Genomic DNA, 23,395 nt, shown 5'->3' on the forward strand with positions numbered 1-23,395 from the left:
AACGAGGAAACTGCGGCGCTGCCGCTCTCGAGTGAGGAAATCTGATGCCCCAGTCGTCTCCGGCACTGGCCGAAACCAACGATCTCGCCGCTCTCGCCGACGACGCCGTCGCGCTCGTGCAGCAGTGGCTCATCGAGAGCCGGGAAGTCCCCAGCGACACGGCCGCCCAGCGGCTCGCCGGTGTGCTCAGCGACCCGAACGGCCTCGACTTCACCGTCGGATTCGTCGACGGTGTCGTGCGCCCCGAGGACCTCACTGTCGCCGCCCACAATCTGCGCGAGATCGTGCCGCTCACGCCCCGCTTCCTCCCGCTGCCGCTGCGCGGTCTCATCCGCCTGGGTGGGGCGCTGGCTCCGGCATTCCCCGGCATCGTCGTGCCGATCAGTCGTCGGGTGCTGCGCGGCATGGTCCGCCACCTCATCGTCGATGCCACCGACGCCAAACTCGGCAAGGCGATCAGTCGCATCCGCGCCGACGAGGGCGTGCACCTGAACATCAACCTGCTCGGGGAGGCGATCCTCGGCGAAGAGGAGGCCGACCGCCGTCTCGCCGGAACCGAGCGCCTGCTGCGGCGCGATGACGTCGACTACGTGTCGATCAAGGTGTCCTCCACCGTCGCGCCGCACACGCCGTGGGCGTTCGATGAGGCTGTGGCGCACGCCGCCGACGCGCTTGTGCCGCTGTTCCGCCTCGCCAACGGTGCGACCGGTGCCGGCTCGACGCGTTCGAAGAAGTTCATCAACCTCGACATGGAGGAGTACAAGGACCTCGATCTCACGATCGCCGTGTTCACCGCGATCCTCGATCGGGAAGAATTCCGCTCGCTCGAGGCCGGCATCGTCCTGCAGGCCTACCTGCCCGATGCCCTGGGCGCGATGATCCGCCTGCAGGAGTGGTCGGCTGCTCGCGTGGCCACCGGCGGTGCTCCCATCAAGGTGCGCGTCGTGAAGGGCGCGAACCTGCCGATGGAGCAGGTGGATGCTGAAACCCACGGCTGGCCGCTGGCGACCTGGCACAGCAAAGAGGCATCGGATGCCTCGTACAAGGCCGTGCTCGATTACGCACTGCGTCCGGAGCACGTAAAGAACGTGCGCATCGGCATCGCCGGACACAACCTGTTCGACATCGCCCTGGCCTGGCTGCTGGCGAATCAGCGCAAGGCTACCGATGGCATCGAGTTCGAGATGCTGCTGGGCATGGCGACCGCGCAGGCGACGGTCGTTCGACGCACCGTCGGATCGCTGCTGCTGTACACGCCGGTCGTGCACCCGACCGAGTTCGACGTGGCGATCGCCTATCTGATCCGGCGTCTGGAGGAGGGGGCATCCACCGAGAACTTCATGTCGGCCGTGTTTGAGCTCGACGACGAGCCGGCGCTGTTCGCCCGAGAGCGCGACCGATTCCTCGCCTCGATCGCCTCGATGCCCGAAGAGGTACCGGCACCGAACCGCACGCAGAACCGGGGTGCCGACGCCGAACCTTCAGCGGTCGAAGGGTTCACGAACGCCCCGGACACCGACCCGAGCCTGGCGGCGAACCGCGCCTGGGGTGACAGCATCCGCTCGCGCATGGAGGCGTCCGAACTCGGTAACGAGACGGTGCGCACGCACACACTGTCGGATTCCGAGGCGCTCGACCAGGTGATCGCCACCGCGACCGCAGCAGGCGTTGCCTGGCGCGCGCTCGGTGCCGCCGGCCGCGCCGAGATTCTGCACCGCGCGGGTGACATCCTCGAAGCTCGTCGTGGCGACCTGCTCGAAGTGATGGGATCCGAGTGCGGCAAGGTGCTCGAACAGGGGGATCCCGAGGTCTCCGAGGCCATCGACTTCGCCCACTACTACGCCGAGAGCGCCAAGCGTGCCGCGAGCATTGAGGGCGCGACGCACAAGCCGGTCGGACTCACGGTGGTCACACCGCCGTGGAACTTCCCGGTTGCCATTCCCGCCGGATCGACCATGGCAGCGCTCGCCGCCGGTTCCCCGGTGATCATCAAGCCGGCCCGTCAGGCTCGCCGTTCCGGTGCGGTCATGATCGAGGCGCTGTGGGAGGCGGGTGTTCCGCGCGATGTGCTGCAGTACGTGCAGTTGGACGGTCGGGAGCTCGGCCAGCAGCTGATCAGCGCCCCCGCCGTGGAGCGCGTGATCCTGACCGGTGGTTACGAGACGGCCGAGCTGTTCCGCAGCTTCCGCCCCGACCTGCCGCTGCTCGCCGAGACGAGCGGGAAGAACGCGATCATCGTGACTCCGCACGCGGATCTCGACCTCGCGGCCAAGGATGTCGCGTACTCCGCATTCGGTCACGCCGGGCAGAAGTGCTCGGCTGCATCGCTGGTGATCCTGGTCGGATCGGTCGCGCGCAGTGAGCGGTTCCGCCGCCAGCTGATCGACGCGGTCGGCTCGTACCAGGTCGGTCAGCCGTGGGAGGGGCCCAGCCGCATCGGACCGCTCATCGGCCCGGCAGAAGGAAAGCTGCTGCACGCGCTCACCACGCTCGAGCCGGGTGAGAAGTGGGTCATCGAGCCCGAGAAGCTTGATCAGGATGGCAAGATGTGGCGTCCGGGTATCCGTGAGGGTGTCGCCGCGGGCTCGCCCTTCCACCTGACCGAGTACTTCGGCCCGGTTCTGGGCATCATGACCGCCAAGACCCTTGATGAGGCCACGGCGATGGTCAACGCGATCGACTACGGGCTCACCTCGGGGCTGCACTCGCTCGACGAGGATGAGGTCGCACAGTGGCTTGCATCCGTGCAGGCAGGAAACCTGTACGTGAACCGGGGCATCACAGGTGCGATCGTGCAGCGTCAGCCGTTCGGCGGGTGGAAGAAGGCCGCCGTCGGCGCGGGAACCAAGGCCGGTGGCCCGAGCTACCTGATCGGGCTGTCTGATTGGGAGGATGCCCCGGTGGCGGCGGACGCTCCGACGGATGCTCTCTCGCGTGCTGCGCTCGCGGCGCTGAAGGCTGCGGATGCTGACGCTGATGCCGCCTGGCTGCAGGGGGCGCTCTCGACCGATGTTGCCGCCTGGCGTGATGAGTTCGGCGCCGTGCGCGACGCGACCGGCCTGGTCACCGAGCACAACGCGCTGCGCTACGACGTCGTGCCGGTCACGATCCGTCTCGAGCAGGCCAATGCCGCCGAAGCGATTCGTGTGATCGCCGCCGGTATCCGCACAGGGTCGCGCCTGAGCGTCAGCACGGCGGTGGCGCTTCCGGCAGCTGTCGCTTCGTGGCTGTCGAAGTCCAGCGTCGGCGTTGCTGTTGAGGACGAGGCATCCTGGGGTGCGCGTGCCGCACGTCTGGCTGCGGACGGCGGGCGCATCAGGCTCGTGGGAGCGGCTGCGGCATCCGTTACAGCTCACACCGGCGGCTCGCCCGCGGTTGCGGTGTACACCGGGCCGGTTCTGTCGGCTGGGCGGATCGAACTGCTGCCGTTCCTGCGGGAACAGGCCGTGTCGATCTCGGCGCACCGTTTCGGCACGCCGCACCGCTACGAGATCGCGCCGCTCGTTCGCTGAGTGCTCAGGGCAGTGACAGCACCCGGAACGAAGAGTAAACTCGCCGGGTGCTGTTCACAGTGAGCGCACCGCGGGCGCGGAAGGTGGTCGCAGGCGCGTTGCGCGCCGGCGGCAGGGGCTGACCATCAGTCGGCCGAAACCCACCTCAGAAAGCACCTCCACTCATGCGTCCCATCGACGAGCGCGAGATCCGCGCATCCTTCATCAACGCCTCTCGCAAAGAGGTCTCATCCCTCACGCTGCCGCCATCCTTCGAGCAGATCGACTTCGACCGACTCGACTTCCTCGGCTGGTCCGATGCGAAGTTCGTTCGACGCGCCTATGTCGTCACCGAGATCGACGGCGTGCTCACCGGTGCCCTGCTGCAGCGGGCCGAGCAGCGTGTGATCGCTCGTACTCAGTGCTCGTGGTGCGAGGACGTGATGCTCCGCAACGACGTGCAGCTGTACTCCGCTCGCAAGGCGGGCGCAGCCGGCCGTAAGGGCGATGCCGTCGGCACGCTGGTCTGCGCCGAGTTCGGGTGCTCGCACAATGTGCGCCTGTTGCCGTCGCTCGCGTACGAGGGCTTCGACCGCGAGGGGGCGCGAGACGCCCGGATCGTGAAGCTCGGCGAAAACGTGCGGGCGTTCCTGCGCGCTGTAGTCGGCTGACGCGGGGCGGCTAGAGCACAGTCGTGAGGACGAGGGTGGATGCTGCTCGCGTGAGCGTTTCCGCCTGGTTCGTCTCCGTGCGGATCTCTGGCATCGGCTGATCGGGATGGGCATCGCGCAGGCCTGCTCGGATGTGATCGATCGACGACGGCAACGAGGCCACACCGCTGCTGAAGATCACCAGGCTTACACCGACGAGATCGCTCAGTGCCGCAGTGAGCGTGCCGACTCGGCGGGCGCGTTCATGCAGGATTGCCGTGACCGGCGCGGCGTTTTTCGTCGTTCCGCCGGCCACAGCAAGTACGTCGTCGAACGTGGCCCCTGGCGGGACAAGTCCCGCCTTGAGCGTCTGAGCGATCACCGCTCCATCGCCGACAAGATCGACTGCGCTGCGCGCGTTGCCATTGCTGTCTTCGAGGGTCCAATTGCCGAGTGCGCCGCCGAGGCCGCGCGGGCCCGAATGTACTCGCCCGCCGACCGCGAACGAGGCTTCGACCACGTGCCCGACGAACACGTGGGCGAAGTCCGCGTGTCCGTTGGCGTTGCCATGGAGAATGTCAGCCATCGCATGGGCTCGGGTGCTGGTCTCGACGAGGATACTCGTTTCGGTGCGCTGTTCCAGGCGCGTGCGCAACGGCACGTCGCTCCAGCCCAGAAGCTCGTGCCTGTGCAGGATGCCGGTTGAAGGTTCGACCCAACCGCCAGAGATCACGCCGACGCCCAGGAGCGGGGCCGTAGCGAGGCTGCGCAGTTCGTTGATCAGCACAGCGCAGAGGTCGACGACGTCGTCGACTGTGCCGTCGTGCGCCACACGTCGACTGACGACAGCCCGTCCGAGGAGGTCGGTGAGCGCGGCGTGTACGAACTGCACGCCGATGTGCACGCCGATGCTGACGCGTGAGTCCGGCACGATACCGACCGGAACACGCGGTCGTCCACGAGCCGAGGTGCTCACCGGCTCGCCATCGACGAGGAGTCCCTGATCGGTGAGATCTGCGACGATGCGGGTTACCGCGCCCTGGGACAGCCTGAGCGTCGCTGCGATCTCAGCCCGGGAGAGCGGTCCGCCCTCGATCAGGAGGCGCATGATCGTGGATGCGTTCACGGCACGCATCTCGGCAGGCCGCACCACGCGGTCCGAGTGTCGGATGCCTGTTTGCGATGCGAAGTTCATAGCCGTCATTATGTCGTGCTCCACACTCTGTTCCGAGATTTTCTCAAGAATAACTTGCCGACGGCAAGTTATGTGTGGTTTCATCGTCAATGTCATCCGAATCGACGAAGACGGAAGGAGCAGCGATGGTCAACAGAAGCACTGGCGCGAAGCACATGGGCGCGCTGTCTCAACCGAACAGCATGGCGCGACGCGTGCTGATCGGCGGGATCGCGGTCGTGATCGCGATTCTCATCTGGCATATGGCCACGACGCAGCTGAAGCTGATTTCGCCGCTGTCCCTGCCCAGCCCCGAGACGGTGTTCAGCCGGATCGTCACGCTCAGCTCGACGCCCTACCTCGGTGCGACGATCTGGGGCCATGCCTGGTCAAGTGTTCAGATCGTGCTCGGCGGCTGGCTCCTTGCCGGGCTCATCGGCGTCGTCCTCGGTGTGGGCATCAGCTGGTCGCCCATCATCCGCAACCTGACGTTCCCCGTCTTCCAGGCGCTGCGCTCCATCTCACCGATCGCGTGGATCCCGATTGCGCTCGTGTGGCTGGGGATCGACGACAGCGCGCGCATCTTCATCGTCTTCATCGCCGCGGTCGTCCCCTGGACCGTGAACTCGATGGACGCCGTACGTTCGATCGATCCGCTGCTACTGCGGGCGGCCCGCACACTGGGTGCCCGGCGACGCACACTGACCAGCGTCGTGCTTCCTGCAGGTCTGCCGACGCTGCTGGCCGGAGCGCGGATCGCGCTGGGCAATGCCTGGACAGCTCTGATAGCAGCTGAGCTGCTCGCTGCGACCTCTGGACTCGGTTTCCTTGCGCTGAACTCCTCACGGGCACTGGACACCCCGACCATGCTGGCGTCGATGGCTGTGATCGGTGCCTTGGGCATCCTGTTCTCGTTGCTGATGATTCGACTGTCGAAGATCATCGCCCCGTGGGCGAAGAACTGAAGGTGTGACATGACCGCTCTGACGACAACGCGTGCGATTCTGAATCCACTCACCAAACCGAATCGATCCAGCACGGCGGTGCCCCCGATATGGGTGGCCATCTCGCTCGCGCTCTTCGTTGTGATCTGGCACGTTGCCAGCCTCATCACAGGCCCCGCAATCGTTCCCGGTCCGATCGCCGTCGTGCAGACCATCGTTCTGCTGACGGTCGATCCGCTTGCCGGCCTCACGTTGCCAGGGCATGTGCTCTCTTCGCTGACGCGGTGGGGTTCAGGATTCCTGTTCGCTGTGCTCATCGGAGTTCCGGTGGGAATCGCCTTCGGCGCAATCCGCTGGGTCCGTGAAGCCTTCGCCCCGATGTTCGAATTCCTGCGTTACATCCCGCCGTTCGCGTGGATCCCTCTCGCAATCCTGTGGATGGGGTCGGGCCAGACGAGCGCTTCGTTCATCGTCTTCGTCGCAGCGTTTCCTGCGGTCGTCATCAGCACTCAAGTCGGCATCGTGAACGTCGACCCGAGGCTGCCCCGCGCCGGCATCAACCTCGGCGCCGGACGCGTCCGACTGATCACGCAGGTTCTCAGCCCCGTCGCTCTGCCATCGGTGTTCACCGGCATCCGCGTCGCCGTCAGCAATGGCTGGATGGCGGTCGTCGCCGCCGAGATGATCGGCGGCACGCAGGGTGTCGGCTTCCTGATCATTCAGGGGCAAGAGAACGGAGATGTGCAGGTCGTTATGGCCGGCATGATCGCCATCGGCATCACCGGTTCGCTGATCGATTGGATCGTAAACGTCATCAGCCGCCGCGCAACACCTTGGAGGAAGAGCAATGACGAGCAGCAATGACCGGAGCCAGGAGAGGAACGGTACGACGATGACCGAACGACCGACAGAAGAAGCGAAGCTCTCACTGCGCGCCGTCGCCAAGCGGTTCCGCACCAAGCGCGGCGAGATCGAGGCGTTGTCGCCAACGGATCTCGATGTCCTCGAGGGCGAGTTCGTCACGATCGTCGGACCATCCGGGTGCGGGAAGTCCACGCTACTGATGATCGCAAGCGGCCTGGAGACGCCGACAGATGGCGACATTCGCGTCGATGGCCGACCCGCGGGAGAGCCAGGACCCGATCGCAGCGTCGTTTTCCAGCAGTTCGCGCTGTTCCCGAACATGACCGTCGAGCAGAACATCGGCTTCGGACTGAAATGTCGCGGTGTGCCGAAGGCCGATCGTTCAGCCCCGGTCGCCGAGCAGATTGAGAACATGAAGCTGGGCGGCTTCGAATCCGCCTACCCCAGCGAGCTCTCGGGCGGCATGCAGCAGCGCGTGGCGATCGCTCGCGCGCTCGTTCTCGACCCGCCCTTGCTCTTCATGGACGAGCCGTTCGGAGCGCTTGACGCACAGACGCGCACACGCATGCAGGACGAGATGGCGAAGTTGCGCGCCCGCATCAGCTCCACCATCCTCTTCGTCACGCACAGCGTGGAGGAAGCGATCTACCTCGGTGATCGAATCATCGTCATGTCGGCGCGGCCCGGGCGAATCGCTCACGAATATCGCGTCGATCCGGCCAGCCCATGGAAGTCGCGTTCGATCGAGAGCGCGATGAGCGATCCGGAGTTCAACGAGCTCCGTGAACGCATCTGGCAACACCTGCACGGCAACTGAACAACACCGGCACCGCCGTCCCTGAAATCCCAATTCGAAGGAGAATGAACATGTCGTCGCACTTTTCCCGCCCGGCCGCTGTGGCACTCGGCGCGACCACCGTCGCGCTGCTCGCACTGACCGGATGCTCTCCGGCCTCCAACGCTGATGGCGATGGTGATGGAGGACCGACCGAGATCACCTTGACCTCGCAGCCGAACGGCGCGGGTCTGCCGTTCTTCATCGCCGAGCAGGAAGGCTTCTTCGAGGACGAAGGGCTCGCCGTCACCGTCGAGAACTATGCCAGCGGACCGGCTTCGCTCGCTGCCGGAGCAGCGAACGAATGGCAGGCAGGCTGGCTGGGCGCACCGCCCGCACTGACCGGGGCGAACACGTTCGGACTCATCCCCGCCGGGCTCATGATCCGTGAAGACACCAACCACATGATGCTGATGACCGCCGACGTGTTGGAGGGGTCCTCACCCGAAGAGGTGCTTCGCACCCATCCCGTAGCAACCTCCCAGAACTCACTCGCAGAGCAGGTCATGCGTGGGTGCGCGGAGTGGCTCGGCGTCGATGCGGCTGACGTCGAGATGGTTCCGCTCGACGGCGGAGCTGTGGTTCAGGCCATCGCCTCAGGTCAGGTTGAGGTCGCGAACAGCTGGGTGACACCCGCCTGGCCACTCCTCGAAGATCCTGACACGTACGTGCAGGTGTGCAATGCGGAGGACGCCGGCGTCGCGGTGACCGCGCCGATGGTTGTCACGCCGAAGTTCCTCGAAGAACAGCCGGAGGCTGCTGCCGCCTTCCTTCGCGCCACCACCCGGGCCAGCGACTTCATCATGGCGAATCATGAAGAGGCGGTTTCGTACATGCTCGACTACTACGAGACCTACGCCATCACCGGTAGCGAGGAGCAGGCGGAATGGGAAGTCACTGCGCGCACCTGGTACGGCCTGGACGACGCGATCGAATCGATCGAGTCGGGGGAGACGAGCAAGGCGCTCAACGACAGTGCGGAGTTCTTCGTGAACGCCGGTGTATATCCACAGGCCCCGCCGGTCGATGAGCTCCTGGAGCAGGGGCTCACTCTGCTGCAGTCGGCGCGCGACGGCGCGACCGCAGCCGACTGAGCGAACACGCGATCCGATACCAAAGACAGGAACCTACCAGCAATGACCATTCCCCCCAGTGCCACGTCAAGATTCCGCGGCAGTATCGGACGCACGGTCGCGGAGTCGACTCCCGCGTGGGAGCAGCCGCGAGCTGCACGAACGGGCTCGCCGAATGTGATCACGATCGTGCTCGACGACGTGGGGTTCGGTCAGCTGGGCTGTTACGGGTCATCGATCGCGACTCCGAGCATTGACTCTCTTGCCGAGCAGGGGGCACGCTTCGCGAATTTCCACGTCGCGGCCCTCTGCTCGCCGACGCGGGCGTCACTGCTCACCGGACGCAACCATCATGCCGTCGGCGTGGGGTTCCTTGCCGATTTCGACAGCGGTTTTCCGGGCTATCGGGGCGCCGTCGATCGAGAGGTGCCGATGCTGCCAGAGATCCTCCGCGAGGAAGGGTATGCCACCTACGCAGTCGGGAAATGGCATCTGACTCCGCCCTCGCAGCTCACCCAGGCGGGTCCCTTCGAGCAGTGGCCGACCGGGCGCGGCTTTGACCGGTACTACGGTTTCCTCGGCGGGGAAGAGGACCAATGGGCCCCGGAGATGTGGGAAGACCAGCACTACGCACCTCTGCCCGACGACCCGGATTATCACGTGAGCGCTGACCTGGTAAACCGGTCGCAGCGGTATCTCGCCGATCACATCAGCGTCGCCCCCGAGCGTCCCTTCTATCTGCATCTGGCGTTCGGAGCAGGTCATGCCCCGCATCAGGCGCCCGCGGAGTACATCGAGCGTTACCGCGGCGCGTTCGATCACGGGTGGGATGAGGAACGCGCGCGCATCCTGCAGAAGCAGATCGAACGAGGGATCGTGCCAGCGGGCACAGAGCTGCCCGAAGCGAACCCCGGCGTTCGCCGCTGGGATGTGCTGACCGCTGATGAGAAGCGTCTGTATGCCCGTATGCAGGAGGTGTTCGCCGCGTTCATGGAGTACACCGATGAGCAGATCGGACGGCTCATCGACTTCCTTCGGGAACAGGGCGTTCATGAGAACACGCTCATCGTGCTGCTGTCTGACAATGGCGCAAGCGGCGAGGGCGGTACGCACGGCTCGGCGAACGAGTACCGCTATTTCCTTGGACTCGAAGACCGATTCGAGGACACCCTGGCCAGAATCGATGAGCTCGGTAGCCCGCTGACGCACAACCATTACCCGTCCGGCTGGGCGCAAGCGGGAAACACTCCGCTGAAGATGTACAAGAAATACACCTATGGCGGGGGTGTCAGGGCGCCGCTCATCGTGCACTGGCCGGGCAATGTCGCTGACTCCGATCAGGTGCGACGCCAGTTCCACCACGTGACAGATCTCGTTCCGACGATCCTCCAGGCCGTCGGCGTGGATGCTCCGCAGTATCACCGTGGTGCGCCCGTGGAGCCCTTCGATGGCATCTCGCTCGGCTATGCGCTCGCCGAATCGGATGCGGTCGGCAAACGCGCGACGCAGTACTTCGAGACCGCGGGATACCGGGGCATTGTGAAGGACGGTTTCAAAGCCGTCGCCGTCCATGAACCCGGCGACGATTACGACGGCGATCGCTGGGAACTGTACGCACTGGAGAGCGACTTCAACGAGACCGTCGACGTCGCTGCCGAGCATCCGGCGCTTGTCCGCGAACTCGAGGAAGCCTGGTGGTCGGAGGCGGAGCGAAATCGTGTGCTTCCGCTCGATGATCGGATGCAGACACGGGTGCTCTCGCGTGACACCGGTCGGGAACGCGCACGGTACCGGCTGCTTCCGGGCAGCAGGCTGCCCAACGGATCGGCCGCGCCAGGATTCGGCGATCGGGAGTTCAGCATCACCGTGCGTCTGGACGGCTTCGCTGGAACCGAGAGTGGCGTGCTGGTGAGCTATGGACGCCGCGCCGCGGGCTTCTCATTCTTCATGGAGGATGGGCACCTGGTGTTCGATCTGAACAGGGCCGGAGACCACAGCCTGCTCCGCACACCGTACGCGCTGGCGCCGGGCACGGCCGAGGTCTCGATCGCTCTCACCAGAAGCGACGACGGGGCACGTGCGACGATCAGCGGCGACGGTGTCGAAGTGGCATCGGCGGTGTTCCCGGCTCTGATGCCGGCAGGACTCGGGTGCTTGTCGGTGCAGGTCGGCTACAACTATCCATCGCCGGTCTCCTCGCTGTATGAGCGCCCCGCGCGCTACACCGGGTCGATGGTGGATGCCGTGATCGAGTTCTCTGAAGTGCCGACAGGACTGTCGGCCCAGGACTGGCAGCGCTTGATCGCGGCAGAATGAGCCGAAACCGTGGCGCTCAGCCGAGCGCCACGGTTCGAAAGCCCGCGTTCCCCATCGATGAGTCCGGGGTGTTCTGCGAGCGGGCGGAGTTGCGGTAGCGGTTGCAGTACGAGATGTGGCACAGGTAGCTGCCGCCGCGCAGGAGACGCTGCTGCCCCGCCGCGGGACCGGTGGGAGACGACGCCGGTGACGCGGCGTAGAAGCCCGGGTCGTACCAGTCCGAACACCACTCCCACACGTTGCCCACGGTCTGCCAGACGCCGTAGCCATTCGGCTCGAAGGTACGCACCGGAGCCGTGGTGAGGAATCCGTCCTCGAGGGTGTTCTCTCGGGGGAACGAGCCCTGGAAGATGTTCGCGCGCCAGCCGCCGGCATCCACCTCGTCATCGCCCCAGGGATACTTCTTCGCAGCCAGCCCGCCGCGCGAGGCATATTCCCACTCGGCCTCGGTGGGCAGACGTCGTCCTGCCCACTCGCAGTAAGCGACCGCGTCGTTCCAGCTCACGTGCACGACCGGGTGATCGCCGAGTCCGTCGATGTTCGAGTCAGCCCCACCCGGATGCGCCCAGTCGGCGCCGCGCACGCCCAGCCACCACGGCGTTCCGGGAGGCTGTCCGAGGACATCGTCCGGCGGCGCCGCCAGAGCCAGGTGGAACACCGCTGAGAAACCGAAAGTCTCAGCTTCGGTCAGATAGCCGGTCGATTCGACGAACGCCGCGAAGGCGTCATTGGTGACCGTGGTTGCGTCGATCGAGAAAGCCGGGAGCGTCACCTCATGTAGCGGCGTCTCCCCATCACCCGGGTTACGGTCGCCGGAGGAATCGCCCATCAGGAACGTGCCTGCGGGGATGGCGACTTGCTCGATCGGATGCTGTCCGCCCGAGTGCGTGGCCGCGGATGCCGACACCGTCGCCCCGAGCGTCAAAAACTGGTCACGGGCAGGGGCGCCGCAGGTGCAGCCGGGGCCGCAGCTGCCGGAGGCGTCGTCGGTAGTCATCGCTCCCAGCTTAGATCGCGGGCGTCGTCACCCGGTTACAGCAGCTGGTCGCGCACCGCCAGCACGCCGGTCACCGTCTCGACGTGCGAGGTGCTCAGTGGCGACAGCCCGAGCCGGATGCCGTCGGGGAACCGGAAGTCGGGGATGACCCCGTCGGCCCACAGCGCCTGAGTCACCTCGGCCGACCGCTCATGCCCGATCGTCACGTGTCCACCGCGCAGTGCGGCGTCCCGCGGGCTCAGCAGCCGCACGCCGAGGGGAGCGAGCTCCTCATCGACAGCGCGCACGGCGAGGTCAGTGAGTGAGACGGACTTCATGCGGACAGCATCCATCCCCGCCTTCTCGATCAGATCGAGCATCCCCTGCATAGCCAGCATCCCGAGCACGGGAGGCGTGCCACTGATGAACTGACGGATGCCGTCAGCCGGCGCATACGCGGATCCCATCGCGAAGACGTCACCCGCGCCCATCCACCCCTGGATGGGCTGGCGCAGCGTGCCGTGGTGGCGCGCGTTGACATAGGCGAAGGCGGGAGAGCCCGGACCGCCGTTCAGATACTTGTATGTGCAACCGACCGCCAGGTCGACATCGCACGCATCGAGATCGACCTCGACGGCTCCGACCGAGTGGCACAGATCCCACAGCATCAGCGCGCCCGCTGCGTGCACGGCATCCGTGATCGCCGCCATGTCGGCCAGTGCACCGGAGCGGTAATCGACATGGCTGAGCACGACCAGTGCGGTCTGATCGGTGACCGCGGCGGCGACATCCGCGACCTGCACGCCGTGCACGGGGTCGACTGCCAGCCAGCGCAGCGTGAGCCCGCGCTCCGCGGCGACCCCCTCGGCGATGAAACGGTCGGTGGGGAAGTTCCCCTCTTCGATCAGGATCTCACGGCGATCGGGGTGCGCTGCGACCCCTGCCCGCATGAGCTTGTACAGCAGCACTGTGGTCGAGTCGGCGACGACGGTCTGGCCGGCCGCGGCGTCGAGGCAGATCCGGCCGATTCGGTCGCCGAGTTCGGTGGGAAGGTCCATCCACTGCTCGTCCCAGGACCGGATGAGCCGCGTGCCCCAGTCGTCACGGATGAACCGCGCGATGCGCTCGGGCGTCTCGCGCAGCGGCCGGCCGAGCGAATTGCCATCCAGATACGCCGTGACACCGGGTGCCTCGATGAACGCGTCGAGATGACGCGTGAGCGGATCGCGGGCGTCAAGATCCCGGGCTTCGGCGAGGAGATCGGTCATATCAAGCCTCCAGGTCGGCTGAGGTGAGCGGGCGGGCGAGACGCGGGTCTGTGTTCACAGGCAGAAGCAGGAGAGGGGCGTCTGCGAATGGGTCGAGCGGTGCGAGCGCTGTCAGCAGAGCAAGTCCGTCGACACCCGCTTCGTGCAGAGCCTCGATCTCAGCATCCCGCAGATCGACGGGAGTGGGACCGTTGCCCATATCGCTGCCGTAGATGATCTCGCCACCAGCCGCGGCGAATCGACGGACGTTGTCGACGACGTCGGCGTATGCCGAGTCGGAGTGGATCGCCATCGTCGAGATCCACGAGACGGATGCCGCCTGCGTGGCGATCTCTGCATCGGTGAGCCGCTCGGAGAACGGCGCGTGCGCGAGGCGGGATGCGCCCAGGCGTGCGACGCGCTGCGCCTGACCGGCGCCCTCGGCATGCGCCACAACAGGAAGGTTGTGCGCGGCGGCTTCGTGAACCACTGCGCGGAACAGCTCATCATCCAGCACCGGACCCGCGTCGCTGTTGCCGACGACCTTGATCCAGCTCGCGCCCGCTGCGGCCAGTGCGCCGATCACGGCGGCGGCATCCGTGGCATCCTGCACCTGGTGAACCGCACCCTCCGGAGCCCAGTCCCGATCGGCCGGATAGCCGCCGACCGCGGTGAGGAAAGGCCCGGCGTATGCGCACTGCACGCCGTGGAGGTCGGGTCCGCTGGACAGCTCGCGCACGACGTCGATGTTCGCGCCCAGGTCGATGACTCGGCCTAGCCTGCTCGAAGCGAGTGGGCGCGGATCGATGAGCTGCAGATGCACGTGATGATCGGTGAACCGGCCCGTGATGATGCCGTCGAGTCGCGGTGTGCCGGGCAGTGCGGGTGCGGGGTGCAGAGTGATGTTCCCGGCATCCGTCGTCAGCGTTCCTTCGCGCAGGGCCCGCCCGTCGAAGTACGTGACCGCCTTCATCACGCGCCGATCGTGGTGCGCACCGTGTACAGCTCGGGGAAGAAGGTCAGCTCCAGTGCGCGCTGCAGGAATCCGACCCCGCTGGACCCGCCCGTGCCGGGCTTCATCCCGATCGTGCGCGTGACCGTCTTCAGATGGCGGAAGCGCCAGAACTGGAAGTTGTCCTCCAGATCGACGAGATCTTCGCACGCTTCGTAGAGGTCCCAGTGCGTCTGCGGGTTCTCATAGATCTCCCGGATGGCGGGCACGAGCGACTCGTGCGGACGGTACGGATCGCGCACATCGCGCTCGAGGATCTCGACGGGGATCGGGATGCCCCGGCGGGAGGCGTATCGCAGAAACTCGTCGTACAGCGTTGGCCGTTCGAACTCGGTCGTCAGCATTGCCAGGTTGGCCGGATGGTCGCGGAAGATCTGCAGCATCCGCTCGTTCTTGTTGCCGAGGGCGAACTCGACCGCGCGGTACTGCACCGACTGGAAGCCGGACGAGTTTCCCAGCGCACCGCGGAACTGCGCGTACTCGGTGGGGGTGAGGGTGGCCAGCACCGACCACTGCTGGGTCATGACGTCCTGGATGCGCTTGACGCGCGCGACCCGTTTGAGCGCCTCGCGCAGATCATCGCTGGCCAGTAGATCGCGCGCGGAGGACAGCTCGTGCAGCAGCTGCTTCAGCCACAGCTCGGTCGTCTGATGCTGAATGATGAACAGCATCTCGTCGTGGTGCTCAGGTCTGCTGACCGGATGCTGCGCGGCGAGCAGCGTGTCCAACCCCAGATACGACCCGTAGGTCATCCGTCCGCTCAGGTCTGTGACGATGCTGTCTTCCAGCGCCCGTTCGTTTTCATTGCCCATGATGCTTTGAACGTTACGCCAATTCCCCCCATCCTCCCATCTTCCGAGTGTTCGGTTGTGGCTCTGAATTTCGCAAAAGTCGAGCCACAATTGGCCACTCGCAAGCGGGATTAGGGGGTTAGGGGGTGGTGTGGGCAGCCAGGAAGGCGAGGGTTTTTTGGAGGGCGGTCTGGGCGTCGGGCATATCCAGGTGGAACTGGTACTCGTGCGGAAGGGCGGGCTCGTGCGGGGCGGGCCAGAACAGGGTCGTCACGTCGACCCCGAGCTCATCCAGGCGTTGCGCCATCGGGATCGACTGCAGCCAGGTGAGCGCATCGCCGTTACCGCCGGAGATGTAGGTGGTCGGGAAGTCCTCGGTGACCCAGTTCACGGTCGACATCGTCGCCCCGGTGGATCCCTCTGCCCAGGTCTTCTTGCCCGCGTACGCCCACATCGAGGACTTCAGGCCCCAGCCGACGACGCCGTCGAGGGCGGCGAGGGCGGCGAGGTCGTAGACCCCGCAGTTCAGCACGGTCGCGACGACCTGATTGGCCTCCAGCGTGGGGGTGATGCCCATGATCTCGGCATAGTCCTCGCTCGTGACGAGCGTCGCCATCTGGCTGGCCAGTTGGCTGCCCGCGGAGTCGCCGGCGAGGACGATCTGGGATGCATCGACGTTCAGCTCATCGGCGTGGTCGTTGATATATCCGAGAGCCTCGTTCACCTGGTGCACGGCCTTCGGATAGACACCCTCGGGCCCGAGCGTGTAGTTCACGGCGATGGTCGTGTACCCCTCGGCGGCGAGGATGCGCATGTACGGGGCGACGTTCTCCTTGGACCCGGAGATCCAGGCGCCGCCGTGGATCCAGACGATGGTCGGCAGGGGGCCGGTGGCAGATGCCGGTGTGAAGACATCCATCGTCGTATCGACGCCGTCCGTGCCGTAGGAGACGTCGAGAGTCTCCGTGAGCTTCGTGTCCGGGACGTATTTTTCCATCTCGGCAGCGGTGGCGTCGCCGCCCTGCGTGAAGACGGCACGGATGACCATGGCGGACGGCCAGGGAGTGATCGCCCCGACGATCGCCACCACCACTGCGATGGCGACGATGATTCCGAGAGTGATCCTCGTCTTCCACCACCGCCGATGCGGCTTCTTCGAGTTGGCGGCGTCGTCTGCCTCGGCGTGCGTGAGCGTGGTCATGGAACCCCTTCCACGGATCAGTGTGGCAGGAAACGGGCTCTGCAGTCGACGACGGCTGGTTTCCGCGCGTTGCGATCGTCGGAGGTTGTTTCAGATGCAGGAGGAATTCGACTGAAACCTCCGTCAGGTGTAACAACCTCCGACAGGCGTGACGGTCAGGATGCCCCGGACGGGCGCCGCAGGCCCGCGATGATGCTGCGCAGACCATAGTCGAATGCCTGATTTACGTCGCCACCCAGGCGGAACGCCCCGGACAGCTCCATCTGCAGAAATCCGGTGGCCCAGGCGGTGAAGAGGCGTGCTGCGTCGAGGGCTTCAGCCTCGCCGACGAGGGCGGATGCGGCGCGGATGACAGGGGCGGCAGCCCGATCGAGTGAGGCCAGCGGGGCGGATGCGGTGAACATCAGGCGGAACCCCTCCGGAAAGGCGTAGGCGTGCGCGCGATAGACCAGCGCGAGGGATGCGAGGTCATCGCCCGCATTCTCTAGGCGTACGGTGAGCTCGTCCACCACGGCCTCGGCGACGGCGGCGATCAGCGCATCCCGATCCTTCACCCGTTTGTAGAGCGACGGTGCGCGCACCCCGACGCGCGTGGCGACGGCCTGCATCGTCAGCCCGGCGGGGCCGTTCTCCTCGAGGATCTCGCGAGCGGCTGCGATGATCGCTGGATAGGACGTGCGTTCCGGTGTCGGCATCCGAACCTCCATGGGTATTGACATTAGCCATCATAGCTACGTACTGTAGCCATGACAAGCGCCACACGGATGGCGGAGAAAGGACGCGACCATGAAGCTCGCACCGCACCTGCACCGTCTGGGCAATGACATCGTCGCCTCGTACCTGATCGATGTGCCGGAGGGGATCACGCTCATCGACGCCGGTTTGCCCGGGCATTGGCATGATCTGCAGAAGGAACTCCAGGCGATCGGCCGGCCGCTCTCCGACATCCGCGGGCTCATCCTCACCCATGGCGACAGCGACCACATCGGCTTTGCCGAGCGACTTCGGCAGGAAGCAGGCGTGCCGGTCTACGTGCACGCGGCAGATGCCGATCGCACGCGCACGGGCGAGAAGCCGAAGACCCCGATGGGGCCCGCGCGCCTGGGGCCGATGCTGGGTTTCCTGGCCTACGGGATGCGCAAGAACGCGATGCGAACGCGGTACGTGCAGGAGGTGACGGAGATCGCCGACGGTGCGGTGCTCGACCTGCCAGGCTCCCCGGTCGTGGTCGGGATGCCGGGGCATTCGCCCGGGAGCATCGCCGTCCACATTCCGGCGGTGGATGCCGTCTTCGTGGGCGACGCCCTCACTACCCGGCACGTGCTCACCGGCCAGCAGGGCCCGCAGCCGGCGCCGTTCACGGATGATCCGGCACAGGCACTGGCGTCTCTCGACGCTCTGGCGCAGGTTCCGGCATCCTGGATCCTGCCCGGCCATGGCGCGCCCTGGCGCGGCGCACCTGCGGAGCTTGCCGCCGCCGTCCGCAGCGCCTGACACGTTCGTCGGAGGGTGTTACACATGTCGGAGGAAAATCAGCAGAACCTCCGACAGGCGTAACAGGCTCCGACATCCGTAACGGGACGGGGGCAACAGCGCCTCAGCTGCCGGAGCGAATCATCTCCGCGCACTTCTCGCCCATCATCATCACCGTGATATTGGGGTTGACCGTAGTGATCTCCGGCATCGCCGAGGCATCCACCACGCGTAGTCCGGTCACGCCCTTGACGCGCAGCTGCGGGTCCAGGGGTGACATCTCGTCCTCGACCGGCCCCATCCGAACGGTGCCCACCGGGTGGTAGACCGTGTTGTGCGTGGCGCGGATGTATGCGGCCAGGTCCTCGTCCGTGACAGCATCCGCACCAGGCGCCAGCTCTCGCCCTGCCCATTCGGCCATCGCCGGCTGCGCGACGATCTGGCGTGCCTTGCGGATGCCGTCGATCATCACCCGCATGTCGTGGCCCTCGGGGTCGGTGAAGTAGCGCGGATCCACCTTCGGCTTGTCGCGGTAGTCGATCGATCGCAGCCGCACCGTGCCGCGCGAGCGAGCATGCGTCACGTTCGGAGTCAGACAGATCATCTCTTCGGCCGTGGGATAGCCAGCGCGATAGGTGTGCATGTCGAAGGGGACTGAGCCGTAGTGCATCATCAGATCGGGGCGGTCAAGGCCCTCCTCGGTGGGCGTGAAGATCCCGATCTCCCACCACTGCGTCGACTCACGAGGCATTTGCTTCTTCGATTCCCACTGCACGACGCCCTCGGGGTGATCGGCGAGATTCGAACCGACGCCGGGGGAATCCACGCGCACCTCGATCCCGACCTCGCGCAGGTGGTCTGCAGGGCCGATCCCGGAGAGCATGAGCAGTTGTGGGGTGTTGATCGCACCGGCCGAGACGATCACTTCGCGGGTGGCCGCGATGTGCGATGGGCGTGCGAAGGGGTTGTCAACGCTGATCACGCCGGTGCACACGTTCTCATCGGAGAACGTGAGCTCCTTCACGTGCTGACCGGTGAGGATCGTGAGATTCTCGCGGCCGAGGATCGGATGCAGGTACGACACCGAAGAAGATGCACGAGTGCCGTCGGCTTGACGGTTCACCTGGAAGAAGTTCGCGCCGTTGATGACCGTCTCGCCGGTGTTGAACTGCACACGCGGGATGCCGGCCTGCTCGCAGGCATCCAGCAGTGCGATGCCGCACGGGTCGACCGCGGGCACATTCATCAGATGTACGGGGCCGTCATGGCCGTTCAGGTCACCCTTCAGCTCGTTCGTCTCGAGCTTCTTGTAGAGCGGGAAGGTCTTCTCGGACTCCCAACCGGTCGCGCCGTGCACTGACGCCCACTCATCGAGGTCTTCGCGCGGCGCCCAGAAAGCGATGCACGAGTTGTGTGAGGAGCATCCGCCCAGCACCTTGGCGCGCGCATGGCGCATGAAGGAGTTGCCGTTCTCCTGCGGCTCGATCGGGTAGTCCCAGTCGAAGCCCGATTCGAGCAACTCCATCCAACGGTTCAGCTGCAGCACGACCTGCTCGTCGGTATCCGAGGGACCCGCCTCCAGCAGACCCACCGTCACGGACGGGTCCTCACTCAGTCGGGCGGCGACTGCAGCGCCGGCGGACCCGCCGCCGACGACCACGTAGTCGAAAGTGTGCGTCGTCTTCATCGTGACCAACTCCTGATCAGTGCTCGGGGAACCAGCCGGTCACCGCGGGGGTGAGGTTCTGGTAGATGTGCTTTGCTTCCTGGTACTCGGCAAGCCCGGTCGGGCCGAGCTCCCGTCCGAAACCTGACTGCTTGAACCCGCCCCACTCGGCCTGGGGCAGGTAGGGGTGGAAGTCGTTGATCCAGATGGTGCCGTGGCGGAGGCGTCGGGCGATGCGCTGGGCGCGTCCGGCATCCTGCGTCCACACGGCGCCGGCGAGACCATAGATCGTGTCGTTCGCGATCTCGACAGCCTCATCTTCGGTCGTGAATGTCTCGACGGTGACGACAGGTCCGAAGGCCTCGTCGCGCACCACGGACATGCCGCGCTTGACCTGATCGAGCACGGTCGGAAGGTAGTAGAACCCGTCCGCCAGATCGCCGTCCGGTGCCCGCCCGCCGGTACGCAGTCGCGCACCTTCGGCGACGCCGGCCTGCACGTAGGCATCGACCTTTTCACGGTGCTCAGCAGAGATCAGCGGACCAGTCTCAGCCTCGTCGTCGAACGGTCCGCCGAGGCGGATGGCCTCTGCCCTTCGCACCAGCTCATCGACGAAGCGCTCGGCGATCGACTCTTCCACGACCAGACGTGCCCCTGCTGAGCAGACCTGCCCGGAGTGCACGAACGCCGCGTTCAGCGCGTTGTCGACCGCAGCATCGAAATCGGCATCCGCGAAGATCACATTGGGGTTCTTGCCGCCGAGCTCCAAGGCGACCTTCTTCACGGTCGCCGCGGCATTCGCCGCCAGCATCCGGCCGGTGACCAACCCGCCCGTGAACGAGACCATGTCGACGTCTTCGTGCGTGGACAGCGGCCCGCCAGCGGTGGCACCAGCGCCGAGCACGAGGTTGGCGACGCCCGCTGGCAGACCGAGCTCGTCGAGCACGTCCATCATCAGGATCGCCGTGTGCGGGCTCAGCTCAGCGGGCTTCAGGACGAATGTGTTTCCGGCGGCCAGCGCCGGGGCGATCTTCCACGCGGCCTGCAATAGCGGGTAGTTCCACGGGGTGATCAGCGCGCACACTCCGACGGGTTCATGCTCGATGCGGCTGAGGACATCTGCGTCGCCGGCATCCACAATCCGCCCGGCATCCTGGGCTGCGAGCTTTCCGAAGTAGTCGAAGCAGGCCGCGATATCGTCCATGTCGATGCGCGATTCGACCAGGCGCTTGCCGGTGTCACGAGATTCGGCCAGCGCGAACTCTTCTTTGCGCTCCCGCAATCGCTCGGCCACCTGCAGCAGGAAATCGCCGCGTGTCGGCGCAGGAGTCGAACTCCACTCGCCGCCGTCGAACGCGCGACGTGCGGCGCGGATCGCCGCGATCGTGTCAGCCGCTGAAGCCTCGTCGACGACGCCGACGAGTGACCCGTCTGCCGGGCAGTGGATCTCTCTGGTGCCGCCATCGATCGCCGAGGTCCAGGTGCCATCGATGAACAGTGTCGCGGTCATGGGGTCTCCTTGGTTGTGTTCTCTGCGGAGGTGTTCGCTGAGTCGTCGGCACCGTTCGTGTCGGATGCCGGATCCTGGAAGTCGTCCTGCCAGTCGGTGACTACCGGGAGTGCCTCTGTGAAGACGGGCTCCGCAACGTCGACCGTGATGCGCAGATACTCCAGGTGGGACTCGTAGCCGCTCAACACATCGGTGATCAGCTGGTCGGTCGTGTAGCCGTACACGTCGTAGCCGCGCGAGCCGGTGGCGGAGAACACTTCGAGCCGGAAGTACTGGCCGGACTCACTGACACTTCTGTAGGCGAAAGTCGGGAGCTCGTGACTGACCGGATACACCTGGTAGGTGAAGTCCTCGCTGCCGTCGTAATGCACGGTGAGCACCATCGAGGGCGCATCCAGCGACTCGATTTCGATACGTTCCAGGGTCGCCGGCACTCCGGCTGCCTGCAGTTCGTCGCTGACCTCCTGGAGTGCGGGCGCAACAGTCTTTTCCAGATACGTGATCACCTGTGCGCGCTGAGGATAGGTCGTGGAGCGCTTTAGCCGCTGGCGCCAGTTGGTCTGGGTTGGACCGAAGCGCCCAGGGATCGTCGCGAGATATCCCGCACGACGTTGCTTTTCAGCACCCAGTGAGCGGTACAGCGAGATCATCACCAGATACAGCAGCAGCGACACCGGCAGGCCGATGATCAGCGTCGCTGCCTGCAAGGTCGGCACGCCGCCGACCAACAGCATCCCGAGGGTCAGCAGGCCGGTCGCCAGCGCCCAGAAGACGCGCAGGAGCTTGCCCGCATCCTGCTTGGGGTCTTCCATCTTCGAGGTCAGGTTCGCCAGTACCAGGGCGCCGGAGTCGGCGGAGGTCACATAGAACAGCAGGCCGGTCAACAGCGCGACTCCGAGCACGACCGGGGCCGCCGGATACTGCTGCAATAGGTCGAAGAACGCCCGTTCCGGGGTGTTTACGGCCGACTCGGCGAAGGCGGCGTCGCCTCCGAGGATGATCTCGAGCGCGGAGTTGCCGAAGATCGATACGAAGATTGCAATGAACGCGAACGGGATCACCAGCACACCGACGATGAACTGGCGCAGCGTCCGGCCACGGGAGATGCGCGCCAGGAACAAACCGACGAACGGCGCCCACGCGATCCACCATGCCCAGAAGAACAGCGTCCATCCCTGCATCCAGTCATCGGGACGGCTCCACGCGAATGTCTCCATCAGGAGACTGGGGAACGTGGCGACGAAATCGCCGATGTTCATCACGAGGCCGTCCATGATGCGACGTGTCTGGCCGGTGATCGTGATCCAGACGAGCAGCACGATGGCGAGGATGACGTTCGCTTCGGAGAGTCGGCGGATGCCCTTCTCCACACCGCTCACGGTGGACACGGTCGCCATCGCGACAGCGAGCACGATCAGCGCGATCTGCATCGACACCCCATCCGGAGTGCCGAACAGCACGTGCATTCCGTAACTGAGCTGCACGACGCCGATGCCGAGCGTGGTGGCGATGCCGAAGACGGTGCCGAGCACGGTGAAGATGTCGACGCTGTGCCCCACCCAGCCGTTGGTGAACCTGCCGAAGATCGGCGAGAGCACCGACCGGATTGTCAGCGGCTTGTTGAGACGGTAAGCAAAGTAGGCGAAGGCTGCGCCCATCAGTGCGTACATCGCCCAGCCGACCGGGCCGTAGTGGAAGAACGTCCACACGATCGCCTGTCGTGCGGCGGCAATGGTCTCGCCTTCGCCCGTCGGCGGGTTCATGTACTGCGCAGCGGGTTCGGAGACGGCGAAGAACATCAGGTCGATGCCGATGCCTGCAGCGAACAGCATCGAGGCCCACGTGAACATACTGAACTGCGGCTTGGAGTGATCGGGGCCGAGTTTGGTGCGCCCCACCGAGGAGAACGCCAGAATCAGCACAAATACCACGACGATCGCTGCGGTGAGGACGAAATACCAGCCGAAGTTGGTCGCGATCCACCCGACCATGACGCCGATCACTTCGCCGGCCTGGACCGGGGCGAAGATCGCCCACAGCGCGATAGCCAGAATCGCCGCTGCCGAGCCGATCAGCACCGGCCAGCGGGGCGGCGGAACGGCGGTTCGTGTGCTGGCGGGCGTGGGCGGCGAGGTATCTTCAGTCATCACATCAGTTTCGTCGGGTGTCGCT

The 23,395-nt window shown here is 65.6% G+C and carries 18 protein-coding genes; 8 read left to right on the forward strand and 10 right to left on the reverse strand.

Annotated elements, in window-relative coordinates:
• Nucleotides 1-44 precede the first annotated feature (44 nt).
• Both ACSS7Z_RS08830 and ACSS7Z_RS08835 read left to right on the forward strand, forming a co-directional pair.
• The gene (locus ACSS7Z_RS08830; RefSeq protein WP_438254179.1) at nt 45-3,512 is read left to right on the forward strand and encodes a bifunctional proline dehydrogenase/L-glutamate gamma-semialdehyde dehydrogenase; all 3,468 of its coding nucleotides are present in this window, start codon (nt 45-47) and stop codon (nt 3,510-3,512) included.
• 164 nt (nt 3,513-3,676) lie between these two features.
• Entirely contained in the window at nt 3,677-4,162 is a 486-nt protein-coding gene (locus ACSS7Z_RS08835; RefSeq protein ID WP_438254181.1) for an FBP domain-containing protein, read from the forward strand.
• Between the two features lie 10 nt (nt 4,163-4,172).
• On the opposite strand, the gene ACSS7Z_RS08840 is transcribed toward ACSS7Z_RS08835, so the two are convergent.
• On the reverse strand, nt 4,173-5,336 hold the full coding sequence (locus ACSS7Z_RS08840; protein ID WP_438254182.1) for an ROK family transcriptional regulator: 1,164 nt from the start codon (nt 5,334-5,336) through the stop codon (nt 4,173-4,175).
• 125 nt (nt 5,337-5,461) lie between these two features.
• Here ACSS7Z_RS08840 and ACSS7Z_RS08845 point away from each other — a divergent pair, with 125 nt between their 5' ends.
• From ACSS7Z_RS08845 to ACSS7Z_RS08865, 5 genes are read left to right on the forward strand one after another with little or no spacing between them, the layout of a single operon-like run.
• On the forward strand, nt 5,462-6,280 hold the full coding sequence (locus tag ACSS7Z_RS08845; RefSeq protein WP_438254184.1) for an ABC transporter permease: 819 nt from the start codon (nt 5,462-5,464) through the stop codon (nt 6,278-6,280).
• Nucleotides 6,281-6,289: 9 nt separating this feature from the next.
• Nucleotides 6,290-7,123 (forward strand): ABC transporter permease, encoded by an 834-nt coding sequence (locus tag ACSS7Z_RS08850; RefSeq protein WP_438254186.1) that lies wholly within the window; start codon nt 6,290-6,292, stop codon nt 7,121-7,123.
• 28 nt (nt 7,124-7,151) lie between these two features.
• Complete coding sequence (locus ACSS7Z_RS08855; protein WP_438254188.1) at nt 7,152-7,940, forward strand: ABC transporter ATP-binding protein; 789 nt, start codon at nt 7,152-7,154, stop codon at nt 7,938-7,940.
• Nucleotides 7,941-7,990: 50 nt separating this feature from the next.
• Nucleotides 7,991-9,052: an ABC transporter substrate-binding protein gene (locus tag ACSS7Z_RS08860; RefSeq protein ID WP_438254189.1), complete on the forward strand. Its 1,062-nt coding sequence runs from the start codon at nt 7,991-7,993 to the stop codon at nt 9,050-9,052.
• 42 nt (nt 9,053-9,094) lie between these two features.
• Complete coding sequence (locus ACSS7Z_RS08865) at nt 9,095-11,347, forward strand: arylsulfatase (RefSeq protein ID WP_438254190.1); 2,253 nt, start codon at nt 9,095-9,097, stop codon at nt 11,345-11,347.
• A gap of 16 nt (nt 11,348-11,363) precedes the next feature.
• On the opposite strand, the gene ACSS7Z_RS08870 is transcribed toward ACSS7Z_RS08865, so the two are convergent.
• The 6 genes from ACSS7Z_RS08870 to ACSS7Z_RS08895 form a co-directional block, all read right to left on the reverse strand.
• The gene (locus tag ACSS7Z_RS08870; protein ID WP_438254192.1) at nt 11,364-12,344 is read right to left on the reverse strand and encodes a formylglycine-generating enzyme family protein; all 981 of its coding nucleotides are present in this window, start codon (nt 12,342-12,344) and stop codon (nt 11,364-11,366) included.
• Between the two features lie 35 nt (nt 12,345-12,379).
• Complete coding sequence (locus ACSS7Z_RS08875) at nt 12,380-13,591, reverse strand: kynureninase (protein ID WP_438254193.1); 1,212 nt, start codon at nt 13,589-13,591, stop codon at nt 12,380-12,382.
• A gap of 1 nt (nt 13,592) precedes the next feature.
• The gene (locus tag ACSS7Z_RS08880) at nt 13,593-14,546 is read right to left on the reverse strand and encodes an amidohydrolase family protein (RefSeq protein ID WP_438254194.1); all 954 of its coding nucleotides are present in this window, start codon (nt 14,544-14,546) and stop codon (nt 13,593-13,595) included.
• Entirely contained in the window at nt 14,543-15,394 is an 852-nt protein-coding gene (locus tag ACSS7Z_RS08885; RefSeq protein ID WP_438254196.1) for a tryptophan 2,3-dioxygenase, read from the reverse strand. The genes ACSS7Z_RS08880 and ACSS7Z_RS08885 overlap by 4 nt, the downstream gene beginning before the upstream one ends.
• 118 nt (nt 15,395-15,512) lie before the next feature.
• Nucleotides 15,513-16,574, reverse strand: coding sequence for an alpha/beta hydrolase (locus ACSS7Z_RS08890; protein ID WP_438254197.1), 1,062 nt, complete (start codon nt 16,572-16,574; stop codon nt 15,513-15,515).
• A 155-nt stretch (nt 16,575-16,729) separates the two neighbouring features.
• Nucleotides 16,730-17,269 carry a TetR/AcrR family transcriptional regulator gene (locus ACSS7Z_RS08895; RefSeq protein ID WP_438254198.1) on the reverse strand — a complete coding sequence of 180 codons (540 nt, stop codon included), beginning with the start codon at nt 17,267-17,269 and terminating at the stop codon, nt 16,730-16,732.
• Between the two features lie 91 nt (nt 17,270-17,360).
• On the opposite strand from ACSS7Z_RS08895, the gene ACSS7Z_RS08900 reads away from it, so the two are divergent.
• Nucleotides 17,361-18,068, forward strand: a complete 708-nt coding sequence (locus tag ACSS7Z_RS08900) for an MBL fold metallo-hydrolase (protein ID WP_438254199.1) — start codon at nt 17,361-17,363, stop codon at nt 18,066-18,068.
• 103 nt (nt 18,069-18,171) lie between these two features.
• Here the strand turns inward: ACSS7Z_RS08900 and ACSS7Z_RS08905 are convergent, their stop codons facing one another.
• Genes ACSS7Z_RS08905 through betT form a run of 3 tightly spaced genes read right to left on the reverse strand, consistent with a single transcriptional unit; the run spans nt 18,172 to nt 23,370 of the window.
• A complete protein-coding gene (locus ACSS7Z_RS08905; RefSeq protein ID WP_438254200.1) occupies nt 18,172-19,734 on the reverse strand; it encodes a GMC family oxidoreductase in 1,563 nt (520 codons plus the stop codon).
• A gap of 16 nt (nt 19,735-19,750) precedes the next feature.
• Nucleotides 19,751-21,223, reverse strand: coding sequence for an aldehyde dehydrogenase family protein (locus tag ACSS7Z_RS08910; RefSeq protein WP_438254202.1), 1,473 nt, complete (start codon nt 21,221-21,223; stop codon nt 19,751-19,753).
• Nucleotides 21,220-23,370, reverse strand: a complete 2,151-nt coding sequence (gene betT / locus ACSS7Z_RS08915) for a choline BCCT transporter BetT (protein ID WP_438254203.1) — start codon at nt 23,368-23,370, stop codon at nt 21,220-21,222. The genes ACSS7Z_RS08910 and betT overlap by 4 nt, the downstream gene beginning before the upstream one ends.
• Between the last annotated feature and the right edge of the window lie 25 nt (nt 23,371-23,395).

This window comes from Microbacterium wangyouchuni, from assembly GCF_051546305.1.
Lineage (GTDB): Bacteria > Actinomycetota > Actinomycetes > Actinomycetales > Microbacteriaceae > Microbacterium.

Bases quoted from the DNA above. Each gene is read 5' to 3' on its own strand.
- ACSS7Z_RS08830 (WP_438254179.1), top strand. From the start codon at position 45: ATGCCCCAGTCGTCTCCGGCACTGGCCGAAACCAACGATCTCGCCGCT.
- ACSS7Z_RS08835 (WP_438254181.1), top strand. From the start codon at position 3,677: ATGCGTCCCATCGACGAGCGCGAGATCCGCGCATCCTTCATCAACGCC.
- ACSS7Z_RS08840 (WP_438254182.1), bottom strand. From the start codon at position 5,336: ATGAACTTCGCATCGCAAACAGGCATCCGACACTCGGACCGCGTGGTG.
- ACSS7Z_RS08845 (WP_438254184.1), top strand. From the start codon at position 5,462: ATGGTCAACAGAAGCACTGGCGCGAAGCACATGGGCGCGCTGTCTCAA.
- ACSS7Z_RS08850 (WP_438254186.1), top strand. From the start codon at position 6,290: ATGACCGCTCTGACGACAACGCGTGCGATTCTGAATCCACTCACCAAA.
- ACSS7Z_RS08855 (WP_438254188.1), top strand. From the start codon at position 7,152: ATGACCGAACGACCGACAGAAGAAGCGAAGCTCTCACTGCGCGCCGTC.
- ACSS7Z_RS08860 (WP_438254189.1), top strand. From the start codon at position 7,991: ATGTCGTCGCACTTTTCCCGCCCGGCCGCTGTGGCACTCGGCGCGACC.
- ACSS7Z_RS08865 (WP_438254190.1), top strand. From the start codon at position 9,095: ATGACCATTCCCCCCAGTGCCACGTCAAGATTCCGCGGCAGTATCGGA.
- ACSS7Z_RS08870 (WP_438254192.1), bottom strand. From the start codon at position 12,344: ATGACTACCGACGACGCCTCCGGCAGCTGCGGCCCCGGCTGCACCTGC.
- ACSS7Z_RS08875 (WP_438254193.1), bottom strand. From the start codon at position 13,591: ATGACCGATCTCCTCGCCGAAGCCCGGGATCTTGACGCCCGCGATCCG.
- ACSS7Z_RS08885 (WP_438254196.1), bottom strand. From the start codon at position 15,394: ATGGGCAATGAAAACGAACGGGCGCTGGAAGACAGCATCGTCACAGAC.
- ACSS7Z_RS08890 (WP_438254197.1), bottom strand. From the start codon at position 16,574: ATGACCACGCTCACGCACGCCGAGGCAGACGACGCCGCCAACTCGAAG.
- ACSS7Z_RS08895 (WP_438254198.1), bottom strand. From the start codon at position 17,269: ATGCCGACACCGGAACGCACGTCCTATCCAGCGATCATCGCAGCCGCT.
- ACSS7Z_RS08900 (WP_438254199.1), top strand. From the start codon at position 17,361: ATGAAGCTCGCACCGCACCTGCACCGTCTGGGCAATGACATCGTCGCC.
- ACSS7Z_RS08905 (WP_438254200.1), bottom strand. From the start codon at position 19,734: ATGAAGACGACGCACACTTTCGACTACGTGGTCGTCGGCGGCGGGTCC.
- ACSS7Z_RS08910 (WP_438254202.1), bottom strand. From the start codon at position 21,223: ATGACCGCGACACTGTTCATCGATGGCACCTGGACCTCGGCGATCGAT.
- betT (WP_438254203.1), bottom strand. From the start codon at position 23,370: ATGACTGAAGATACCTCGCCGCCCACGCCCGCCAGCACACGAACCGCC.